This is a genomic window from Sutcliffiella rhizosphaerae (assembly GCF_917563925.1).
In the GTDB taxonomy this organism is placed as follows: Bacteria; Bacillota; Bacilli; order Bacillales; family Bacillaceae_I; genus Sutcliffiella_A; species Sutcliffiella_A rhizosphaerae.
The window spans coordinates 86,799-108,208 of the sequence record NZ_CAKJTJ010000001.1 but is presented as its reverse complement, the minus strand read 5'-3'; the positions used below and the strand labels follow the sequence as shown (position 1 = coordinate 108,208).

The window sequence follows — 21,410 nt, the reverse complement described above, 5'->3', positions numbered from 1 at the left end:
CGCTTCTACAAGTGCTCTTTTTTATGGTCTAGACGGTCTAAATATCACTAGTTAAATTAGTAGTAAAATACATAAGTTTATATTATAATAAAAAATTGTGATAAAAAAATTAATCCATTAGGTTTAGAGTGGTGGATTATCGAATAAACTAAAACTAACAATATGTCAAGGACACATCTAAAGTTTCGTTCGACAACTGCAAAAAAGATATCGAAAAAAGAAGGTTTTTGGGAAGGGATGTAGAAACCATTTAACATGCAAAATAATCGTAAACCTACAATATGGGTGGACGCTGATGCTTGTCCTGTAAAAGAAGAAATTAGCAGAATAAGTCATACATATAAATTGGATGTGTATTACATTGCTTCCTATTCCCACGTCATGACCAATAAAACGGAAGGACACTGGACATATGTTGATGATGAAAAAGAGTCAGCAGATATGTATATTCTAAATCATGCGAAAAGACTAGATATCGTAGTTACCCAAGATATTGGTCTTGCAAGTATGCTTGTGTCACGAAACGTTTATGTTCTCTCTCCACGTGGAAAACAGTATGAAGAGAGTGAAATGGAAACGAGCCTTCATATGAGATTTCTTTCCGCAAAAGAACGAAGAAAAGGGAACCATTCAAAAGGTCCAAAAGCTTTTACAAATACAGACAGGGAAAGATTTGTCCATACACTTAAAAAAACTTTGTCGAAAATTGCAGGAATTCTCGAATAGAGAGAGAATTAATAGTCACGGAGTGTTGTTATGAATTATCGAATTCCTGAACAAACCATTGATCAAATCAGACAGTCTAACGACATAGTTGATGTTATAAGTGAATATGTGCAATTAAAGAAACAAGGCCGTAATTATTTCGGACTTTGTCCTTTTCACGGAGAAAGTACCCCCTCTTTTTCAGTTTCTCCTGATAAACAAATCTATCATTGTTTTGGTTGTGGTGCAGGAGGAAATGCTTTTAATTTTGTGATGGAGATAGAAGGTATAAGCTTTGTAGAGGCTGCACAAAAGCTTGCAAAGTCCGCCAATGTGGAAGTGGATGTACCTGATACTTCTAACTTAGAACAAGCCAAAAAGCCAAGTGATACAAAATGGATGATGGACGCCCATGCTTTACTTCATAAATTTTACCATCATTTATTGTTAAATACAAAAGAAGGGCAAGAAGCGTATGACTATATCACCGGGAGAGGCTTTACCGATGAAGTATTAAAGAGGTTTGGAGTTGGTTATTCTCTTAATAGTTGGGATTTTGCATTGAAATTCCTTAGTAAAAGAGGATACAGCTCACAGCTTCTCGAAAAGGCAGGCTTATTAATTGAAAAGGAACATACTGCGGAGTACTATGATAGATTCAGAAATAGAATTATGTTTCCGATTCATGACCACAAAGGGAATGTCATAGCTTTTTCCGGGAGAGTATTATGTGAAGGAGAACCGAAATACTTAAATTCTCCAGAAACCACCATATTTAATAAAAGCAAGATACTTTATAATTTTCACCAGGCACGCCCTCATTTTAGAAAATTAGAACGTGTCATTCTCTTCGAGGGATTTGCTGATGTTATTGCTGCAGACGGGGCAGGATTTCCAAACTCTATCGCTACAATGGGGACTTCTCTTACAGAGGATCATGCAAGAATAATCCGAAGACACGTCGAAAATGTCACCATCTGTTATGATGGAGACAATGCTGGTGTGGAAGCGGCATACAAGGCGGCATCACTTCTTATCCAGCAAGGTTGTTATGTAAGAATTGCTATGCTTCCTGATAAAATGGACCCTGATGACTATATCCGCAGCAAAGGACCTGATTCCTTTAAGCAGGATGTAATAGGGGCAAGTTTAACGTTTATGTCATTCAAGCTATTGTTTCTGCGTAGAGGTAGAAACATGAAGGATGAAGGAGAAAGAATCCGGTATGTAGAAGATGTGTTAAAAGAAATCAGCATGCTTAACAAGGCGGTTGAGCGTGATCACTATCTACGTCAATTATCAGATGAGTTTTCCATTTCACTGGATGCTTTAAAGGAACAGCAATTCCAAGTTTATAAATCTCTTAAGCAAAAAAAGGATTATACTGAACAAAATAGAATAAATATAGCTAATAGGCCAAAAGTATTCACCCAGGCACTAAAACCCGCCTACTTAAATGCTGAAAGATACTTAGTGGCACATATGTTGAAAAACAAAAGTGTATCTGAAAAAGTTCAAGATTCCATTCAAGGGTCCTTTATTTTAGAAGAGCATCGTGCCATAGCTACCTATCTTTATGCTTTTTATGAAGAAGGATATGAGCCTAATGTCAGTATTTTCATGGAACGCATCCCAGAGCCGGATTTAAAGAGGGTCATTTCTGAACTGGGAATGTTGCACCTTGAGGAAGAAATAAGTGAGGCAGTCCTGCATGATTATATGAAACAGGTGTTTAATTATCCAAAGTTGTTAACAATAAAAGATAAAGAACAAGAAAAGAAACAAGCAGAAGCACAAAGTGATTTTCTAGGTGCTGCAAAAATCGCGATGGAAATTATCCAAATGAAAAAAGAGTTAAAACAATAAATATACCTCTTTATCGCGTTCAATGTTGGAAGGAGGGGACATTTGATGCCTGAAAAATCAGCGCAATCAAAAGAGATGGAAACAGAATTAACCATCGACCAAGTAAAAGAACAGTTAACAGAGATAGGTAAAAAACGTGGTGTCCTAACCTATGAAGAAATTGCCGAGAAGATGGCTGGATTTGAGATAGAATCAGATCAAATGGATGAATACTACGAATACCTTGGAGAGCAAGGGGTAGAGATTATCAGTGAAACAGAAACTGATGATGATCCAAATACCCAACAACTTGCAAAAGAAGAAGAGTTTGATCTTAATGACCTTACAGTACCTCCTGGGGTGAAAATCAATGACCCAGTTAGAATGTACTTGAAAGAAATTGGGCGAGTAGACCTTCTTTCCGCCGAAGAGGAAATCAATTTGGCAAACCGAATTGAAGAAGGCGATGAAGAAGCAAAAAGACGCCTTGCAGAGGCAAACCTTCGTTTAGTAGTTAGTATTGCAAAACGATATGTCGGTCGTGGGATGCTCTTTCTTGACTTAATTCAAGAAGGTAATATGGGGCTTATCAAAGCAGTAGAAAAATTTGATTACCGAAAGGGCTTCAAATTTTCTACATATGCCACATGGTGGATTCGACAAGCTATAACACGTGCAATTGCTGACCAAGCAAGAACGATCCGTATTCCAGTTCATATGGTAGAAACGATAAATAAATTAATTCGTGTTCAACGTCAACTCTTGCAAGATTTAGGACGTGAACCATCACCTGAAGAAATCGCAGAAGACATGGACCTTACCCCAGATAAAGTACGTGAAATTCTAAAGATTGCTCAGGAGCCTGTTTCACTTGAAACACCGATTGGGGAAGAGGATGATTCTCACCTAGGTGATTTCATTGAAGACCAGGATGCTACATCACCTTCAGATCATGCAGCATACGAACTCTTAAAAGAACAATTGGAAGATGTTTTAGATACGCTAACTGATCGTGAAGAAAACGTATTAAGACTCCGTTTTGGCTTAGATGATGGTCGTACAAGAACTTTAGAAGAAGTCGGTAAAGTGTTCGGTGTTACGAGAGAACGTATCCGTCAAATTGAAGCCAAGGCGCTTCGTAAATTAAGACACCCTAGCCGCAGCAAGCGTCTAAAAGATTTCCTTGAATAGAAAAATGCGTTATGGAAATAGTTTGCTTTTTATAAAAGAGTAGACTATTTCTCTTTTTTTGCAATTCAGTAATTTTTAAATTTTCAGTTATCTGCTGATACACCTGCATTAGGAGTGTAAGATGTGAATAGACAAAGGAAAGAAACCATTATCCAGGAAATAGAATATTGGAAAAAAAGTCGCCTATTACCGGAGCAATACTGTAATTATTTGATGGCACTATATACAGAGGGCGAAGAACCCATTCGTTTAGTAAAAAGAAAAATATTTAAACAAGTATATGCGATACTATTGTGTTTGTTGGTACCAATAACATTTCTTGTCATTTATTTTACTGAAATGCAAGTTGATTTGCAAATGCTCCTAGTAACTTTTTTTGTTTTCCTTTCTATTATTGGTTTTTTTGTTTTTCGGGAAGAACAATTACTTCAGCACATTACAGTAACGATAAAAGCGATTTTAATTCTTATCCTAACGATAAAAGTATTGGATATTATGGAGATTCAAATGCCAGGAACCTTTATATTCATAACAATCCAAGCTTTAATATGGTTTTTGATAGGCTACTTGAAGAAATGGTACTACCTAAATATTGCAGCAATATTAACGATGGTTTTGTTAGTGGTGAAAGTTATCGTAATGTAGTTTTTAAATAATTTTATAATTTTAAAAAGTTGTGAAAATTCCCTTGAATCCATTATAATACAAATGAAAGCGTATTCAATAGGTGTTAGATGGAAGAAAATGATTAGCTCTGGCTTTTGTTTTCTAAACAACAAGGGGGGAATAGTTTTGAATTTTGATTTGACGTCAGAACAAGCGATGATTAAGAAAACAATTAAAGAGTTTTCTGATGAAGTGGTGGCACCTGGTGCACTACAACGTGATCGTGATAAAAAGTTTCCGATTGAGATTTTCAAACAATTATCAGATTTAGGAATGATGGGTCTCCCATTTCCAGAAGAATATGAAGGGGCAGGAGCAGATACTGTAAGCTTTGCCATAGTGGTCGAAGAATTGAGCCGAGCATGTGGATCCACTGGGATAACTTATTCTGCACATGTCTCTCTAGGTGGAGCCCCACTTAACCTTTTTGGTACAGAAGAACAGAAGCAGAAGTATTTAGTGCCAATCTGTAGAGGTGAATCGTTAGGTGCATTTGGGTTAACGGAACCAAATGCCGGATCAGATGCCGGTGGAACCCAAACTACCGCAATAGAAGATGGAAGCGACTACATCATTAATGGGAATAAATGTTTTATTACAAATGCAACATACTCCAAACATCTTGCCTTGACAGCCATAACAGATAAGCAAGGGAATGAAAAAGAAATTTCTGCAATTATTGTTCCGACTGATGCAAAAGGTTTTGAGGTTATAGATAACTACGAAAAAATGGGACTAAATGCTTCCAATACAACCGAACTGGTTTTAGAAGATGTCCGAGTACCACAAGAGAATTTACTGGGTAAGCGCGGAGAGGGCTTCAGACAGTTTTTAATTACTCTAGATGGTGGGCGTATCGGTATAGGTGCTATGGCGGTTGGTATTGCACAAGCCGCTTTTGAGCGAGCGCTCGCTTACTCTCAAGAGAGAAAACAATTTGGACGTTCCTTATCCAGTTTTCAAATTAATCAATTTAAGTTGGCTGATATGGCCATGAAACTTGAACTGGCAAGAACGATGGTATATAAAGCCGCTTGGTTAAAAGATCAAGGTAGACCTTTTTCAAAAGAAGCATCTATGTGCAAACTATATGCATCAGAGGTTTGTATGGAAATTGCAGACCAAGCCGTTCAACTCCACGGTGGTTATGGCTACATGAAAGAATATCATGTAGAGCGTTTTATGCGTGACGGAAAGCTATTAGAAATAGGAGAAGGGACATCAGAAGTGCAAAGAATGGTGATTGCCCGCTCTTTAGGAATATAATTACAAAAATATTTTGCCATGACACATGCCTTTTCTTTGATTGAGGTATAATAACTATTAAGTTTCAAGAAAACCTTCATCCGAAAAGATGAAGGTTTTTGTCTAAACTGTGAATTTCAGAGAGAAGTTAGCATTTTAGTCTTTTCCTATAGTAAAATATAAAGTAAAATAGAGAGTGCTTGTATAAGAATTGACTCACGTACATGTACATAAGGAGGTTTGAATAGCATGAATCGTAACCCACTTATTCCTTTTGCATTCATTGCAGTACTAGGTTTAGGACTCATGTTCTTATTATCTTTCGTTGGACTTAATCAAGCGGAAAAAATTGCGTCCGGCGAAGATGAAGTAGTAGATTTATCTGCAGAAGAAATTTATCAGCAAGGCTCTTGTATCGGCTGTCATGGTGGAAACTTAGAAGGAGCAGGTGCTGCGCCGGCATTAACGGATGTTGGTGAGAAACTTTCCGAAGAGGAAATTAAAGACATCATTATTAATGGACAAGGTTCAATGCCAGCTAACCAAGCGACACCTAAAGAAGCAGAAATTCTTGCTGAGTGGCTTGCTAATGGAGCTCAAAGTGAAGAAGGCGAAGAAGGCGAAGAATAATTTAGTTCATTAAGAAAACGTTTTACTATATAGGCTATGTTAAAGTGGACGGTCTAACCCTTGCAAGTCTTGATGAAAATCAACTTCCAAGTTTAACAGTGCTATAAAATAAAAAAATCCTTTGCATTTGTGAAGGGTTTTTTTTACTAAATATGAAAGAATAATGGAAGCCCCTCAAGTTCCTAAACAATTCATCATGAAGGTAAAACCTAATGTTATGCTTTTCAGGACTGAGAGGGGTGCTAAAACTTTTTGTAATAAATACAAATACATAAGCAGTGAGGAATTTATAAATGAATGAACTAAAGCTTTCAAAAAGATTAGAAGCAGTAGCTGCACACATTCCTAAGGAAAGTATACTTGCTGATATCGGATCAGATCATGCCTACTTGCCATGTTATGCATATTTACAAGGGATAATAAAAAGCGGTATCGCTGGGGAAGTAGTAGAAGGCCCTTACCAATCTGCCCTTCAACAAGTAAGAAAAACAGAATTAGAACATGTTATTGAAGTTAGAAAGGGAGACGGCTTAGATGTTATTTTTCCTAATGAAGTAACTTGCCTTACCATTGCTGGTATGGGAGGGACATTGATTCAATCCATCCTTGAAAAAGGCAAAGAAAAATTAGAAGGTGTTCAAACGCTTATTCTTCAACCAAACATTGGTGCAAAAAAAATTCGGTTATGGTTACTTCAAAATAAATGGGAGCTTGTAGCAGAGACCATACTTCAGGAAGACGGAAGAATTTACGAGATTTTGGTTGCCAAGCGTGGGGAAGAAACACAGCCTTATAAAGATAATAAATCTGCTTACTTATTGGTTGGTCCATTTTTAGCAAAGGAAAGAAATGAGATATTCCTTAAGAAATGGTCTCATGAACTTGCCCACTGGAAAAGAATCGTAGAACAACTTGAGACTGCTGCAAAATCAGAAGCGAATGAAAAGAAAATGAAGGAACTAAATGAAAATATACGATTGGTGGAGGAGGTATTGAAGATTGAAAACAGTTAATGGCTATGAAGTAATTCAATGGTTTGAACAATTCTCTCCCAAGAAGTACGCAGTCGAAGGAGATAAAATAGGTTTACAAATAGGCACATTAAATAAGGCTATTAAAAAAGTAATGGTGACATTAGATGTTTTGGAACATGTTGTGGATGAGGCAATTGATAATAAAATTGACTTAATAATTGCTCACCATCCTCCGATTTTTAAAGCATTGGCTACTGTAACAGATTCAAGTCCTGCTGGAAAAATCGTTACAAAATGTATCAAAAATGATATTGCGGTTTATGTAGCACATACGAATCTAGATGTTACGAATGAAGGCGTTAACGATTTGTTAGCAGATGCTTTAAAGCTTAATGATACAGAAGTGTTAGTTCCTACCTATGAAGAAGGACTTCGGAAATTAAGTGTATTTGTACCTGAGAGTCACGAAGATGAGGTCAGAAATGCACTTGGTAACGCAGGAGCAGGTCATATTGGACACTATAGCCATTGTACCTTCACTATCAAAGGAGCAGGTCGTTTTCTTCCGCTAGAAGGTACCGATCCATTTATCGGGGAAAAAGGGCAGCTTGAAAAGGTTGCAGAAGTGAAAGTGGAAACTATCTATCCCGTTTCGTTGGAGAAAAAAGTATTAAACGCCCTGATCAAAACTCATCCATATGAAGAGATAGCATATGATATATTCATGTTGCAAAACGAAGGAGAAAAACTTGGTCTCGGTCGGGTAGGAAAGCTAGCAAAATCCATGACATTGGCAGAATTCGCAGAGTATACAAAAGTATGCTTGGATGTTCGAAATGTACGTGTAGTAGGAGATGTTAATAGTAGTATCAAAAAAGTTGCTGTTCTTGGTGGAGATGGAAACAAATATATTCATGCTGCCAAGTATTCAGGAGCAGATGTCTATGTGACAGGAGATCTATATTTCCATACTGCCCATGATGCAATGGCACTTGGACTCAATGTAGTAGATCCAGGGCATTACGCAGAAAAAATTATGAAGCAAGGTGTGGCAGATAAATTGCAAGCTACTGCAGAACGGAAGAAGTGGCAGCTTGATGTAATAGTGTCTAAAACAAATACAGATCCTTTTACATTTATGTAGTAAAACAAAAAGAAGCGGCCAACAAATGGCTGCTTACTTTTTGTTTTCAATGCCGCATCCCCTCGAGGTCATTAACTAATTCGTCAAGAAAGGAAATATCAAGACTAAGATAGGCTATATGCAATCATTATGAAGTTTTCGCTTTTTTTACTTTAGGTAATATTTTTTTTAATGGTACAGTTTTTTCTGTTTTCCATGTTTCTTGATTAAAAGGATCAAATTGCTGAATAAATTGAATGACTTCTTTAGTAATAGGAGTCGGAGTGGAAGCTCCTGCCGTTACTGCTACAGTTTTCGCTTCCATTAGCCATTCCACATTAAGTTCACTTATATCGGAAATGCGATAAGCTTGAGTGCCAGCAATTTCCATTGATACTTGCGCGAGCCGGTTAGAGTTGTTACTCTTTGGATCTCCCACGACGATCGTGACATCCGCCTGTCCTGCTTGTTCCGCAACTGCTTCCTGTCTAACTTGAGTAGCTAAGCAAATTTCTTTATGCTGCTCCACATGCGGATATTTCTTCTGAACTTTTACCATAATGTCAGCTACATCCCACTGGCTCATAGTTGTTTGGTTTGTAACAATAATTTTTTCGCTATTGATGGAAAGCTGATCGACATCTTCCTCATTTTCAACTAGGTGGACGATGTCAGGAGCAACCCCTATAGCTCCTTCAGGTTCTGGATGTCCTTTTTTACCGATATATATTACTTCGTATCCTTGTGCTTCTTTTTCACGAATTAAATCATGAGTTCTAGTAACATCTGGACATGTGGCATCAATCGTTGTTAATCCTTTCTCCCGTGCTAGTCGCTTAACTTCTGGTGAAACACCATGGGCAGTAAAGATTACAGTGCCTTCTTGTATCTTATCTAAAATTTCAAGGCGGTTTGCACCGTCCAATGTGATAATACCTTCTTCTTCAAAAGCATCTGTTACATGTTTATTATGAACAATCATACCTAAAATGTAGATTGGGCGAGGCAATGTTGTATCTAATGCGGCATTTCTAGCAATCACCATCGCATCCACAACGCCGTAGCAATAACCGCGAGGGGCAATCTTAATAATCTCCATTAGGTTTACCCTCCTAACATCAATAAAGAGAGTGGATGAACACTCTCTCATTACTTACTCTTATTATAGTATAAATTAGAAGGATAGTACAAAAGAAGATATTAGGAGCCATCAGATATACAGCTTAGGGGCAGGAGTTCCTTTAGGTTTATCTTCCGCAGCTTCTGTTGACTCTGGCTTTTTGGTGACACGTTTCTTTTTCTTCTTAGGTACTTTTTTTTCAGTTGAGGCTTCTTCTGAAGCATCCTCTTTTGAATCCTTTACTTCTTCTTCCTTCTCACTTTCTTCCTCTGCATCATCTACATTTTTAAGCTCACTATACAGTTTAAGCATAGCTGGTACATTGCGTACAAGAGGTCCATATTGCTGAACCATTGGCATAACTCCCTCTGCCATCTTCAATGCTTTTTGAACATTTCCAAGCATACCAGTTAGATTGTTCGGATTAACGAGTTGTTGTAGGGTACCAGCATTAGCTAATTGTCCAAGACCTCCTCCAGTATTGGCAAGCTGTCCAAGACCGCCACCACCACTTGCTAGTTGCCCAAGACCACCCATATTGCCGATGCTTCTTGCACCTGTTCTTCCGAGTAATCTTGCAAGTAGTCCGCCACCTCTACTACCTCCTCCAGCATTCATGATTCCTCCAGGATTCATTCCACCTCCCACATTTCCCATACCTCCCATAAAAGGTGACTGATTTCTCATCATCATCATGGGATTCTGCATATTGGACATGCTTGGATTGCGCATATTAAACATATTAAATAAGTTTTTAGGTGCTTGTTGCATAAACGGAGAGGGGTTATTACGAAATAAAGATGGTTGCTGCATTGGCGACATAGGTCGATTTGGTCCAAATAACATGGTAATCCTCCTTTCATAAATATCTTTCGTCTATATGCTCTTCTTTAATTTATGCGACAAAGGCTTGACATGTTTATTGTATGTAAAGAATGGGCACAACCGTAATGTAGCCAAAAGGGGAAAAGTCCTTTATAATAGTTGTTTGGGGTTTAAATCGGGAGACATACTCGTATAGAGAATATGCGAGACATAGATCTGGTAAATGTAAATATGATCAATACTTCAATAAAACAACTATTTATATATCTAGAAATATATATGATTTTTCTGATCAAATGGAGAAGGCTCGCTCACACTAACTTAACCTATTAGACACATATGCAACCACGGAGGTAAAAATTATATGACAAAAAATTTCGAAAGATTTCCATTAAAACCGTTTATCCTTAATGCGATAAAAGAACTTCGCTTTCAAAAACCAACCGAAGTGCAAGAAAGAATGATTCCAGCACTATTAAACGGTGAAAGCGCCATTGGGCAATCACAAACAGGAACAGGGAAAACTCATGCATTTCTTCTTCCAATCATAAACAACATTGATCCAACCGTTCAAGAAGTACAAGCAGTTATTACAGCACCTACAAGAGAACTTGCAAACCAAATTTATCAGGAAGTTTTGAAAATTACCAAATTCAGCGAAGAAGATCAAATGATTAATGCACGATGCTATGTTGGTGGAACGGATAAACAAAGAATGATTGACCGTCTAAAACAGCAGCCGCATATTGTAGTTGGTACTCCAGGCCGTATTAAGGATCTTATGGTAGAGAATGCATTGCTTGTGCATACCGCGAAAACAATTGTGGTTGACGAAGCAGACCTTATGCTTGATATGGGGTTCATTGAAGATGTGGACAAAATAGCAGCTGCCATGCCGGAAAAATTACAAATTCTCGTTTTTTCTGCGACAATTCCTGAAAAATTAAAACCATTTTTAAGAAAATACATGGAGAATCCAAAGTACACACATGTTGCTCCAAAACAGATTACAGCAGAAAAAATTAAACATCAAATTATCCCACTAAAATCAAAAAGCAAAACAAAATTACTTCATGATATTTTAGTGAAATATAACCCATTTCTTGCTATTGTGTTCACTAATACGAAAAAGAAGGCTGATGAAGTTGCAGATTCCCTATTAGAGCAGGGACTGAGAGTGGGGAGAATTCATGGTGACTTAAACCCTCGAGAGCGCAAAAAAATGATGAAACAAATAAATGATCTCGAATTCCAGTATGTTGTGGCAACAGATTTAGCGGCAAGAGGGATTGACATAGAAGGGGTTAGTCATGTCGTTAACTTTGAACTTCCAACAGATTTAGACTTTTATGTACACCGAGTTGGTCGTACAGCGCGTGCAGATTATTCTGGTATTGCTGTAACAATTTACGAACCTTCTGACGAAGCGGCACTAAGTCATATTGAAAACCTTGGCATACAGTTTACACAAGTTGATTTAAAAGCTGGTGAACTGGTGGAAATTGGCCCAAGAAATAAACGGAAAAACAGAAAAAAACAAGTGAATGAGGTGGATATCGCAGCTAAAACTGCCGTTAAGAAGTCCACCAAGGTAAAACCGGGTTATAAAAAGAAACACAAGTATGAAGTGGAGCAATACAAAAAAAGACAAAGACGCTTGAAAAAAAGATAAGAACAAGCAATTTCATAACCATTCCCAACATCCATATGTTAAAATTAAAAATGAATTTTAATGAGGTGATGTTTGTGGAAAACTTATTAATCGGCTCTCACGTATCGATGAGCGGCAAAAAGATGTTATTGGCAGCAAGTGAAGAGGCTGCATCATATGGTTCAAATGTATTTATGATTTATACAGGTGCTCCTCAAAATACTAGAAGAAAAAAGATAGAAGATTTAAATATAGAGGCTGGCCTTACGCATATGAAAGAGCATGGTATTCACGAAATAGTAGTACATGCTCCGTATATTATTAATATTGGTAATTCACAAAAACCAGAAACGTATGAGCTTGGTGTTAATTTTCTTGCAGAAGAAGTAAGAAGGACCGACGCAATTGGAGCAAAACAAATTGTTTTGCATCCAGGTGCACATGTTGGAGCTGGAGCGGAAGCTGGAATTGCCCAAATTATAAAAGGTTTAAATGAAGCCCTTACGAAGGAACAAAATGTTCAAATCGCGTTAGAGACAATGGCAGGAAAAGGATCTGAATGTGGTAAAGCCTTTGAAGAACTAGCGACTATCATTGATGGAGTTCATCTAAACGAAAAGATTTCGGTATGCTTGGATACATGCCACGTTCACGATGCGGGCTATGATATTGTAAATGACTTTGATGGTGTATTAAAACATTTCGACGATTTAATCGGACTTGATCGTTTAAAGGTTTTACACATTAATGACAGTAAAAATATTAGAGGTGCTGCTAAAGACCGTCATGAAAATATTGGATTTGGGAACATCGGATTTGATGCCATCAATTACATTGTGCATCATGACCAATTAAAGCACATTCCAAAAATCCTTGAAACGCCTTATGTTGGTGAAGATAAAAAAGATCGTAAACCTCCATACAAATTTGAAATAGAAATGCTTAAAAACAAGCAATTTGATGAAGAATTGTTAAAAAACATTATTAATCAATGATTGTAGAGCCTTTATAAGTTTAAAATGAAATAAAATTAAGCCCAAGAATGCTATTTTTCTTATTAGCATCCCTTGGGCTTTTTATATTTGGTATTTCATACACCATTATTTTAGCATGGTGAATTTTATTTACTTTGTAAACTCCAAAAACAATTGATTTACTTTTTTGGCGGTTTCATGGCCAGTAATTTTTGCAACTTCTTTCATGAGTTGAATTCTTTCAGACGTATTAAAGACATTTACTTTTTTAGAATTTAACAATGCAGCGACTTTCGTTGCTTGATCATTTGTTAGTGAGATGTCGTATTCGCCACTATACTTTAATAATTCCTGAGCTGTAATTGTGTGGAGCTTTTTGTTTACGATTTGTTGATAAATATTCATCTGTTATCCCTCCCATCATAGCCTATGTTAAAAAAACTAAAAGGCTACCTTTACGAAATAATATGACAACGGTTGGGAAATTATTGTATAATTAAAATATTCCATAAACGAATGATATTCATTGGTAACAAGGGGGAGTCACCTTGTCGTTTATTATAGATAAGAAGGAACAGAATATTTTTCAAAAACTAAGTTCAGATTTAAGAATTATCTTGAATGCAAATGGGTTTATAGAAGAGTGGAATGAACAAGCAAGTAAGTTTTTGGATTCTATTGGGGAGGAACGTTCTTTTTTTCTAAGTTTTCCTTCTAGTAACCGAAATGAAGTATATACATATTTGCAACAAATTATCAAAGCAGATGGAAAAAGTTTAAAACGTTTTTTGTTTCATCGGTTAAATGGTACATATTACGAAGTTGCCTATTCGGGGCTATATTCCGATGGGAGAATCTATCTGAGTGGGCATATCATTGAAGGTAAAGATAGTTCAGTTGTATTGCCACTCCATTATGGAACAATAGAACAGTCACTAAAAGTTAATGAATTTATGACGAACCTATTAGATATTGCCATACTTGTCCTTTCAAAGGGAGGCAATATTGAATACATAAACAATAGATGTATGACATTACTAGAACTGGATGTTGATGAAAGCTACAATAATCTTGCCTTTCAAGATCTTTTAACACCTGTTTTCTTAAAAGAAAAGCTATATGAGATCTATGAAGAGGTATTGGCAAATAAGACATTTAAAGAGCGTATCTGCTATGATGATGATATGCTTTTTCAAATACAAGGAATTCATTTTGAACGCTCTCAAAAAGTATTTTTTATTATTCATGACAGATCGTATCAACAAAGGTTTGAAAACCTCCTGATATACAAACAACAAATGGAATCAGTGTCACAAATTTCAGCAGGGATGGCTCATGAACTAAGAAATCCGCTTTCGGTCATTAAAGGATTCATACAACTTTCCCAAATAACAAATAATTGGAACAAGTATTATGACACCATCATGGCAGAAATTAATAGGATGAATGCTATCATTGAGGACTTTCTTGCCGTTTCCAGAAAAAAAGTGAAAAAGCAGTCGGTCCAGCCTCAGGCAATATTTCAGTCATTAGTGTATATTTTTCAATCAGAATGTCTTCTACATAATATAGATTTCGACTTTGAGATAGATGAAGTGGAAGAAAATGTGATCGTGAATGAGGCAATGATAAAGCAAGTGATGCTAAACTTTCTCCGTAATGCAATTGAAGCATATCCTGCAGACCAAAAGAATAAACTGTTTCTACTTCGAGCTAAACGAATAGATTCTTTTTATGAGATAAAGGTGATTGATAACGGTAGAGGGATGAACGCGGAAGTTTTAGACCGAATTGGCAAGCCTTTTTTTACTACAAAGGAAAAAGGGAATGGGCTTGGAATTCCACTATGTAAAAAAATTATTGAAGATCACGACGGAGAGTTGTTTATCGATAGTAAATTAGGAGAAGGGTCGACTTTTTGTTTCCGACTGCCCCTAGTGAAATAAAGGGGATATTGAGTGTAATTAGTAGGATTAGTGCCTGATTTTAACCTTGATTGATAACGATTGTCAGTTGGAGTAGAGTAATTTATTGCAGGATGATTTAAGAATGTTTAAATATGAAGCCTGAATAAGGCTTTTTTTGTTGAATAATTAACAACGTAGATAATTGTGGCATGGATCATTTCCTTCTAACTTCAGTCGCCTTATGTTTTACTTCTCTCCAGTAATTCAAACTGGCATCATGATTTACTTTTTCCTTCACGTCATGTATACTAATCTATTGTTATAAAATCGTAATGATTCTTATCTTTAAGGTGTGATTATGTTGGAAAATGTATTGGAAATAAAAAATGTATCTTTTAAATATGAAAAACAGAACGTGATAGAAAATATAAACTTAAGTATCCCAAAAGGAGCTTTTTTAGGGTTGGTTGGTCCGAATGGATCTGGAAAATCTACTCTGTTAAAATGCATTCTTGGCCTGTTGCGTCCGAATAAAGGAACAATCGAGCTTTTTGGGAAAGATATTCGCAAATTTAAAGATTGGAGCCAAATTGGATTTGTTTCTCAAAAAGCGAACAGTTTCAATTCAGGTTTTCCTGCAACCGTTTTTGAAGTGGTATCAACTGGTTTAGTATCAAAAGTGGGTTTATTCCGCTTTTTTAATAAGTCACATAAGGAGCAAATTTTGGAGGCTATTCATTCAGTTGGAATGGAGGAATTTGCAAATAGAAATATTGGTGATCTCTCTGGTGGTCAGCAGCAACGGGTTTTTATTGCAAGGGCATTGGTAAGCGAGCCGGAGCTCCTAATTTTAGATGAGCCTACAGTTGGGGTAGATATAAGAAATGTGCAAAACTTCTATTCGATGCTAGCTCATTTGAATAAGAAGCTAGGTATCACGTTAATTCTTGTCACACATGATGTTGGAACAATTACGGAAAAGGTAACGCATGTTGCTTGTTTAAATAAAAATCTACATTTCCATGGCGTAACCGATGAATTCGAAGCTATGCGTAATACTGACCTTTCTCAGTTTTATGGTCATGATGTTCATGTTCTGAGTCATAATCATCATGATGGAGGGCATAGATCATGATTTCAGCGCTGATGCAGTTTGAGTTTTTAAGGAATGCATTTTATACAGGAATACTGATTGGTTTTCTTGCTCCATTGTTAGGTGTGTTTGTAGTTGTGAGGAGACTATCATTGATTGCCGATGCACTTAGTCATGTCACACTTGCTGGCATAGCCGCAAGTTTGCTGGTGGAAAAGAGATTTGGCTTGATGGTAGGAGTTAGTCCCATTTATTTTGGAATGGCTTTTTCTGTAACAGGGGCACTATTTATTGAAAAATTACGTGCGGTGTATAAGCATTACCAGGAGCTTGCGATACCAATCATTCTTTCTTCGGGGATTGGGTTAGGAGTTATCTTTATTTCATTAGCAGACGGCTTTAATACGGATCTATTCAACTTTCTTTTTGGGAGTGTAAGTGCGGTCAGCCGCAGTGATTTATGGACAGTGTTAGTTGTTGCGGTTACAGTGGTTATTACAATTGTTCTTTTTTATAAAGAATTTTTTGTCCTATCCTTTGATGAAGAACACGCAAAGGTGTCAGGCGTTAATAGTAAAGTGTTCCATCTCATATTTATTGTAATGGTTGCATTGGTGATTGCTGCTTCCATGCGAATTGTTGGAATCCTTTTAGTGTCTTCCTTAATGACGCTTCCAGTCGCAGCAAGTATGAGGTTAAGTAGGGGATTTAAACAGACTATTTTTCTGGCGATTTTATTTGGTGAGATAGCGGTAATCGGTGGACTTATATTATCGTATTATCTTGATTTGGCTCCAGGAGGGACAATTGTCATTATTTCAGTTGTTATATTAACGATGACAATTATCTGGAATAAGATAAGGGGGACAAAAAAGTGAATGTTTCACAGGCACTAACGTTAATGAAAAATCAAGGATATAAATATACAGGCAAAAGACAAGAAATGCTTGAACTTTTCTCAAAAGAAGATAAATACCTTACTGCCAAAGATGTATTAGATTCGATGAAGGATCATTATCCTGGACTAAGTTTTGATACCATTTATCGTAATCTTGCCTTGTTTGTGGACTTGGAGATTTTGGAATCAACGGAGCTTTCAGGTGAAAAGCACTTTCGTTTCACGTGTTCGACAAGTCATCATCATCATCATTTTATTTGTTTAATGTGTGGAAAAACAAAAGAAATTGATACTTGTCCGATGCAAAACCTGACTGAAAATTTAAAAGGATATGATGTTACAGGTCATAAATTCGAAATATATGGCAAATGCCCAGCGTGTGTTTGATGGCACATTTTTTCCCTCCTATCATATATAAATAACTAACACCTATTTCGTTTGAGTGCCCTCGAAAAATGGTGATTGCACACGAATCATGTCTTAAATGAACTAAGTAAGGGTGATTCTTTTGATAACAGCGAATCGACAGCTTTCTTCCTTGAGGAGAGAAGATTTGTTAACCATTATGATGAAACTAAAAGAGATGGGTTCAAACGGAAATAAAATCAGCACAGAGGAATTTGTAAAAGAGATCGAAACCCATCTAACGCGTGCGATGTCGAAATAAGAAAGTTGTGTTTTGCAATCTATTAATAGCAACAACTATAAAAAGGCTGCATGATCTCTTAAAAGAGGGTCACGCAGCCTTTTTTGTCAATTTTAACAGTGTCAGCTTAAGCACAAAGGCGTGCTATTATTTTTGAATCGCCATTCTCTCTAAAAGAGATTGAACCACTTGGTTAGCTTCTAACCAATTTTGCACCCGATAAACATTTTGAGGGATTGGTTCTCTATTGTAAGGAGTGTCAAATAATATAACAGGAATTTTACATTCCTCACTAATATCACATGCATTGTCATGTTTATCTTCGAAAAAGAGATCGATACGATGTTTTTTCACTGAGGCGATTTTATTATGTGTACCAATAAGCTCCAAGTGATTATAATCTATTGCCTGCTTAGAAAACCAATTTTGAGTTATTTCAAATAAATGTTGACGTCTTGCACTAATAAAGTATAAATCAAACTCATTCTTCCATTTTTGGACAATGGATTGGGCTCCTTGTGCGAGAGGAGCGTCTTTGTATATAACGGGTTCCATCTCATCCATCCATTTCCAAAATTCTTCTTCTGTCAAGCCCATTAATGGCGTAAGGTCATATTGCTTCATATCATCTAAAGTTATGTTTCTGTTAAGTGTTTCATTAATAAAGGGTACAAACGTTGTAGGACAAGTTAACGTACCATCAATATCGATGCCAAATCTCTTCTTCATAGTATCCTCCTGTCATATGCCTTTTATTATTTTATCATAATTTTCCCTTAGTCAAATTAATATGTAGACTATATTTTTCCTTAAGCATAGAAAAAACTTAGCAAAGATTAACATCCATGTTTTTGTGGTACTTGTTAATACTAAGTAATGCTCCTAACTTCTTAGAAAGCGAGGGATACGAATGGCGAGTGAATTTGAGAAAAACGAAGAGAAACTTGACCGTTATGATTCAGACGTAGCTTACGAAGAGCCTCATATTTCTAGAGCGAAAGGACATCGTGATTTCTTAGAAGAGCATGCTGCCGAAATAGGAGTTAACGGTGTTCCTGTCGTGGAATCGAATAGAAATAGGGACAGAGAAGCAGTATTTGAAGAAGAGCGCAGTGATGTGATGGGGATGAGTGGACGAGGGCTTGGGATATTAGGATTGGCTTTATCCATTCTTTCCTTGTTCTTCCTTCCAATAATCATGGGTGCTGCAGGTATTATCGTCGGCTTTATCGCACGTAAGCGAGGAGCGCAAGGGTTAGGAGCATGGGCGATTGGGATCGGTATCGTTTCCATCGTTGTAGGAATTTTTGTTTTGCCATTGTTTTAACCACTCAGCCTATGACTGAGAAAAAAAGCTTGACACCAATTTTGGTGTCAAGCTTTTGCCTTTTCTGCTTCTTGTTTTTCAAAATATTCTTCCGCAATTTTGTCGATCTCTTTCTTTAGTTCTTCTACCATAATCGCTTCAGGAACTTTTCGAACAATTTCCCCTTTACGGAACAGCAGACCTTCTCCGCGTGCACCAGCAATTCCTATATCTGCTTCTCTTGCTTCGCCAGGACCGTTAACTGCGCAGCCAAGCACCGCCACTTTAATTGGGGCTTTAATTTTAGAGATATATTCTTCCACTTCATTCGCAATGCTAATTAAATCAATTTCAATACGACCACAAGTCGGACATGAAATTAATGTTGCTGCATTGGAAGAAAGACCAAATGATTTTAGTAATTCACGAGCAACCTTTACTTCTTCTACAGGGTCTGCGCTTAAGCTAATACGTAAAGTATTCCCAATCCCTTTATTTAAAATGGCACCTAAGCCAGCGGCACTTTTTACAGTTCCAGCAAAAAGAGTACCGGATTCCGTGATGCCTAAATGTAGAGGATAATCGAAAGCTTTTGCAGCCTTCTCATATGCTTCAATAGCTAAGTTCACATCTGACGCTTTCATGGAGACAATGATGTCATGAAAATCGAGATCCTCGAGAATTTTTATGTGATGAAGAGCGCTTTCCACCATCCCATCCGCCGTAGGATATCCATATTTTTCAATGATTCTTTTTTCAAGAGATCCGGCATTTACTCCAATACGGATAGGAATCCCTTTTTCTTTACACGCCTTTACTACTGCTTCCACTTTTTCGCGTCGCCCTATGTTTCCAGGGTTAATGCGGATCTTATCAACTCCACCTTCAATAGCTTTAAGGGCTAGCTTGTAATCAAAATGAATATCTGCTACAAGTGGAATATTAATTTGACGCTTTATATCGGCGATTGCATTTGCAGCTCGCTCGTCTGGACATGCAACACGCACTACCTGGCAGCCTGCTTCTTCCAATCGTTTAATTTCTGCTACCGTTGCCTCAACATCATGGGTCTTTGTTGTTGTCATACTTTGTATAAATAATTCGTTACTTCCACCTATTGTGAGGTTACCTACCTTCACTGGGCGTGTTTTTGTACGATGTATTATTTCATTCACGAATGAATCGCTCCTTTAGGAATGATCTAGAAATCAAAACATATCTACCTTCAGATTACTTGTTCATGTAAAAAAAAGCTAGTATTAACCACTAGCACCAAACATATTTTAACAATCGTCTGACCTTATGACAAGTGAAAAAGATAGGTGTTTTCGCAAACCTTGTTGTTTTTATGAACTTAATTAGAATTCCTATCCTGCATTTAGTTTACAAAAAGCTTTCAAACAACATGCAAGTAGAAAACTGAAAAGATCCCTGTTAATAGACAGGGAATTTGTATATTTTACCTATTTGAATTTTTTCAGGAGAAATTCCTTCATTCAAAGTTTGAAAGTCCTCAATTAGTTGTTGAATGGAAACGGGTATGGGTTTATTAGCAATTTTTTCGGCAATGGTGAGCACAGTATCACCTGCCATAACTTCCACTTCTAAGTAAGGTTCATTTGAAGAAATCTCTTCAAATTGGTTAGAAGAGTCGTCTGTGAGAGGAGCAGAGGCAATGGCTGATGTTCCTTCCGGTATTGTTCCAGAAGTTAAATCAAAATATATGCTGTATATAGTAATACAAATTAAAGCTACAACTAGTAGGCGAATCATTTTATTCCCTCCCAAACATGAAAACATAATTCATTCTATGCTTGTCCGGGAATAATATGACGAAAAAAACACCGAAGAATCGGTGTTCTAAAAGATTGTAACTCGTTGCTTGAAAACTACTGTTAGGAAAGGTGCTCGACAATAACGTTTATTAGGTGAAATTAATTAAAATCGTAAAAGCAACTTACATCTTATTTGATGGCGGTTGTGGTTTTCTCACTTTAACTTGTTTAATAACTAGGAAAAGGATAAAGAGACAAATTGTGAAACTGATGATGGGATAAAGAGTCTCGGATCCTAGAGAAGCAATCTGAAATGCCTGCAAAAGAGAAAAGATAATGGTAGGTAATGTCACCGCATAAGCCGATAATAACCATAAATGACGATATTGTAGGTTATGGCGACCAGTCCATTTTTTAATAATTAATCCAAACATTGCCAAAATACTAATTTGAACAAACTTTATTCCACTGAAATATATATAACCCAAAACGATAAAGATGACCATTAATTGGTCAAGGTCTGCAGTTGATTCATCTAAATTATCTAAAATATCAAATGCGTTGGTTCCAAAACTAATAAAGAGGGGAATAGAAGTAACTAGTACAAGAAAAAATACGTAAAGTATTGTTTTGCCTATTCCTTGAAAGCGGAAAGCAGCCATAGTTTTTGGAGAATAAAGACTTTTTATTAATTGTAAGAATATACTCAATCCAGTCAGTCCTTTTGTTTAAATATCACTTCTTATCGTACCTTATCTCGTCATAGTGGACAATAAAAAATCATCAATGATTCGTATGTAAATTTCAAGTTACAGATTGTAAAGTTAATGTAAATT

Annotated in this window: 23 protein-coding genes; 16 read left to right on the top strand and 7 right to left on the bottom strand. The window is 36.7% G+C overall.

Going from position 1 to position 21,410, the window contains the following annotated elements:
• The first annotated feature begins 255 nt into the window (after window positions 1-255).
• The 8 genes from LRP81_RS00565 (at window position 256) to LRP81_RS00530 (ending at window position 8,400) form a co-directional block, all read left to right on the top strand.
• Complete coding sequence (locus LRP81_RS00565; protein ID WP_230499288.1) at window positions 256-726, top strand: YaiI/YqxD family protein; 471 nt, start codon at window positions 256-258, stop codon at window positions 724-726.
• A 30-nt stretch (window positions 727-756) separates the two neighbouring features.
• A complete protein-coding gene (dnaG, locus tag LRP81_RS00560; RefSeq protein ID WP_230499287.1) occupies window positions 757-2,571 on the top strand; it encodes a DNA primase in 1,815 nt (604 codons plus the stop codon).
• Between the two features lie 45 nt (window positions 2,572-2,616).
• Window positions 2,617-3,741 (top strand): RNA polymerase sigma factor RpoD, encoded by a 1,125-nt coding sequence (gene rpoD / locus LRP81_RS00555; protein ID WP_230499286.1) that lies wholly within the window; start codon window positions 2,617-2,619, stop codon window positions 3,739-3,741.
• Between the two features lie 123 nt (window positions 3,742-3,864).
• Window positions 3,865-4,386, top strand: coding sequence for a hypothetical protein (locus LRP81_RS00550; protein WP_230499285.1), 522 nt, complete (start codon window positions 3,865-3,867; stop codon window positions 4,384-4,386).
• Window positions 4,387-4,533: 147 nt separating this feature from the next.
• Window positions 4,534-5,673 carry an acyl-CoA dehydrogenase family protein gene (locus LRP81_RS00545; protein ID WP_230499284.1) on the top strand — a complete coding sequence of 380 codons (1,140 nt, stop codon included), beginning with the start codon at window positions 4,534-4,536 and terminating at the stop codon, window positions 5,671-5,673.
• 228 nt (window positions 5,674-5,901) lie between these two features.
• On the top strand, window positions 5,902-6,282 hold the full coding sequence (gene cccA / locus LRP81_RS00540; protein ID WP_230499283.1) for a cytochrome c550: 381 nt from the start codon (window positions 5,902-5,904) through the stop codon (window positions 6,280-6,282).
• 293 nt (window positions 6,283-6,575) lie between these two features.
• Window positions 6,576-7,295: a tRNA (adenine(22)-N(1))-methyltransferase gene (locus LRP81_RS00535; RefSeq protein ID WP_230499282.1), complete on the top strand. Its 720-nt coding sequence runs from the start codon at window positions 6,576-6,578 to the stop codon at window positions 7,293-7,295.
• Window positions 7,282-8,400, top strand: coding sequence for a Nif3-like dinuclear metal center hexameric protein (locus LRP81_RS00530; RefSeq protein WP_230499281.1), 1,119 nt, complete (start codon window positions 7,282-7,284; stop codon window positions 8,398-8,400). The genes LRP81_RS00535 and LRP81_RS00530 overlap by 14 nt, the downstream gene beginning before the upstream one ends.
• A 127-nt stretch (window positions 8,401-8,527) precedes the next feature.
• Here the strand turns inward: LRP81_RS00530 and LRP81_RS00525 are convergent, their stop codons facing one another.
• Window positions 8,528-9,478, bottom strand: coding sequence for a 4-hydroxy-3-methylbut-2-enyl diphosphate reductase (locus LRP81_RS00525; protein WP_230499280.1), 951 nt, complete (start codon window positions 9,476-9,478; stop codon window positions 8,528-8,530).
• A gap of 111 nt (window positions 9,479-9,589) precedes the next feature.
• The gene (locus LRP81_RS00520; protein ID WP_230499279.1) at window positions 9,590-10,345 is read right to left on the bottom strand and encodes a YqfQ family protein; all 756 of its coding nucleotides are present in this window, start codon (window positions 10,343-10,345) and stop codon (window positions 9,590-9,592) included.
• A 343-nt stretch (window positions 10,346-10,688) separates the two neighbouring features.
• On the opposite strand from LRP81_RS00520, the gene LRP81_RS00515 reads away from it, so the two are divergent.
• Window positions 10,689-11,996, top strand: coding sequence for a DEAD/DEAH box helicase (locus LRP81_RS00515; RefSeq protein WP_230499278.1), 1,308 nt, complete (start codon window positions 10,689-10,691; stop codon window positions 11,994-11,996).
• 68 nt (window positions 11,997-12,064) lie between these two features.
• On the top strand, window positions 12,065-12,970 hold the full coding sequence (locus LRP81_RS00510) for a deoxyribonuclease IV (RefSeq protein WP_230499562.1): 906 nt from the start codon (window positions 12,065-12,067) through the stop codon (window positions 12,968-12,970).
• A gap of 129 nt (window positions 12,971-13,099) precedes the next feature.
• On the opposite strand, the gene LRP81_RS00505 is transcribed toward LRP81_RS00510, so the two are convergent.
• Window positions 13,100-13,354, bottom strand: a complete 255-nt coding sequence (locus LRP81_RS00505) for a DUF2624 domain-containing protein (RefSeq protein WP_230499277.1) — start codon at window positions 13,352-13,354, stop codon at window positions 13,100-13,102.
• A 143-nt stretch (window positions 13,355-13,497) separates the two neighbouring features.
• On the opposite strand from LRP81_RS00505, the gene LRP81_RS00500 reads away from it, so the two are divergent.
• The 5 genes from LRP81_RS00500 (at window position 13,498) to LRP81_RS00480 (ending at window position 17,514) form a co-directional block, all read left to right on the top strand.
• On the top strand, window positions 13,498-14,895 hold the full coding sequence (locus tag LRP81_RS00500; RefSeq protein ID WP_230499276.1) for a two-component system sensor histidine kinase NtrB: 1,398 nt from the start codon (window positions 13,498-13,500) through the stop codon (window positions 14,893-14,895).
• 322 nt (window positions 14,896-15,217) lie between these two features.
• Entirely contained in the window at window positions 15,218-15,991 is a 774-nt protein-coding gene (locus LRP81_RS00495) for a metal ABC transporter ATP-binding protein (RefSeq protein WP_230499275.1), read from the top strand.
• A complete protein-coding gene (locus LRP81_RS00490; protein WP_230499274.1) occupies window positions 15,988-16,827 on the top strand; it encodes a metal ABC transporter permease in 840 nt (279 codons plus the stop codon). The genes LRP81_RS00495 and LRP81_RS00490 overlap by 4 nt, the downstream gene beginning before the upstream one ends.
• Complete coding sequence (locus LRP81_RS00485; protein WP_230499273.1) at window positions 16,824-17,234, top strand: Fur family transcriptional regulator; 411 nt, start codon at window positions 16,824-16,826, stop codon at window positions 17,232-17,234. Before LRP81_RS00490 ends, LRP81_RS00485 begins: the two co-directional genes overlap by 4 nt.
• Before the next feature lie 121 nt (window positions 17,235-17,355).
• Entirely contained in the window at window positions 17,356-17,514 is a 159-nt protein-coding gene (locus tag LRP81_RS00480; protein ID WP_230499272.1) for a hypothetical protein, read from the top strand.
• A gap of 126 nt (window positions 17,515-17,640) precedes the next feature.
• Here the strand turns inward: LRP81_RS00480 and LRP81_RS00475 are convergent, their stop codons facing one another.
• Window positions 17,641-18,222, bottom strand: a complete 582-nt coding sequence (locus tag LRP81_RS00475) for a 5' nucleotidase, NT5C type (protein WP_230499271.1) — start codon at window positions 18,220-18,222, stop codon at window positions 17,641-17,643.
• A gap of 181 nt (window positions 18,223-18,403) precedes the next feature.
• Between LRP81_RS00475 and LRP81_RS00470 the strand changes: the two genes are divergently transcribed.
• Window positions 18,404-18,820 carry a DUF308 domain-containing protein gene (locus LRP81_RS00470; protein ID WP_230499270.1) on the top strand — a complete coding sequence of 139 codons (417 nt, stop codon included), beginning with the start codon at window positions 18,404-18,406 and terminating at the stop codon, window positions 18,818-18,820.
• Between the two features lie 47 nt (window positions 18,821-18,867).
• Here the strand turns inward: LRP81_RS00470 and ispG are convergent, their stop codons facing one another.
• From ispG to LRP81_RS00455, 3 genes are all read right to left on the bottom strand, one after another.
• On the bottom strand, window positions 18,868-19,965 hold the full coding sequence (gene ispG / locus LRP81_RS00465) for a flavodoxin-dependent (E)-4-hydroxy-3-methylbut-2-enyl-diphosphate synthase (protein WP_230499561.1): 1,098 nt from the start codon (window positions 19,963-19,965) through the stop codon (window positions 18,868-18,870).
• A gap of 268 nt (window positions 19,966-20,233) precedes the next feature.
• Window positions 20,234-20,572: a hypothetical protein gene (locus tag LRP81_RS00460; protein WP_230499269.1), complete on the bottom strand. Its 339-nt coding sequence runs from the start codon at window positions 20,570-20,572 to the stop codon at window positions 20,234-20,236.
• 184 nt (window positions 20,573-20,756) lie between these two features.
• Window positions 20,757-21,284 (bottom strand): DUF1189 family protein, encoded by a 528-nt coding sequence (locus tag LRP81_RS00455; RefSeq protein ID WP_230499268.1) that lies wholly within the window; start codon window positions 21,282-21,284, stop codon window positions 20,757-20,759.
• Between the last annotated feature and the right edge of the window lie 126 nt (window positions 21,285-21,410).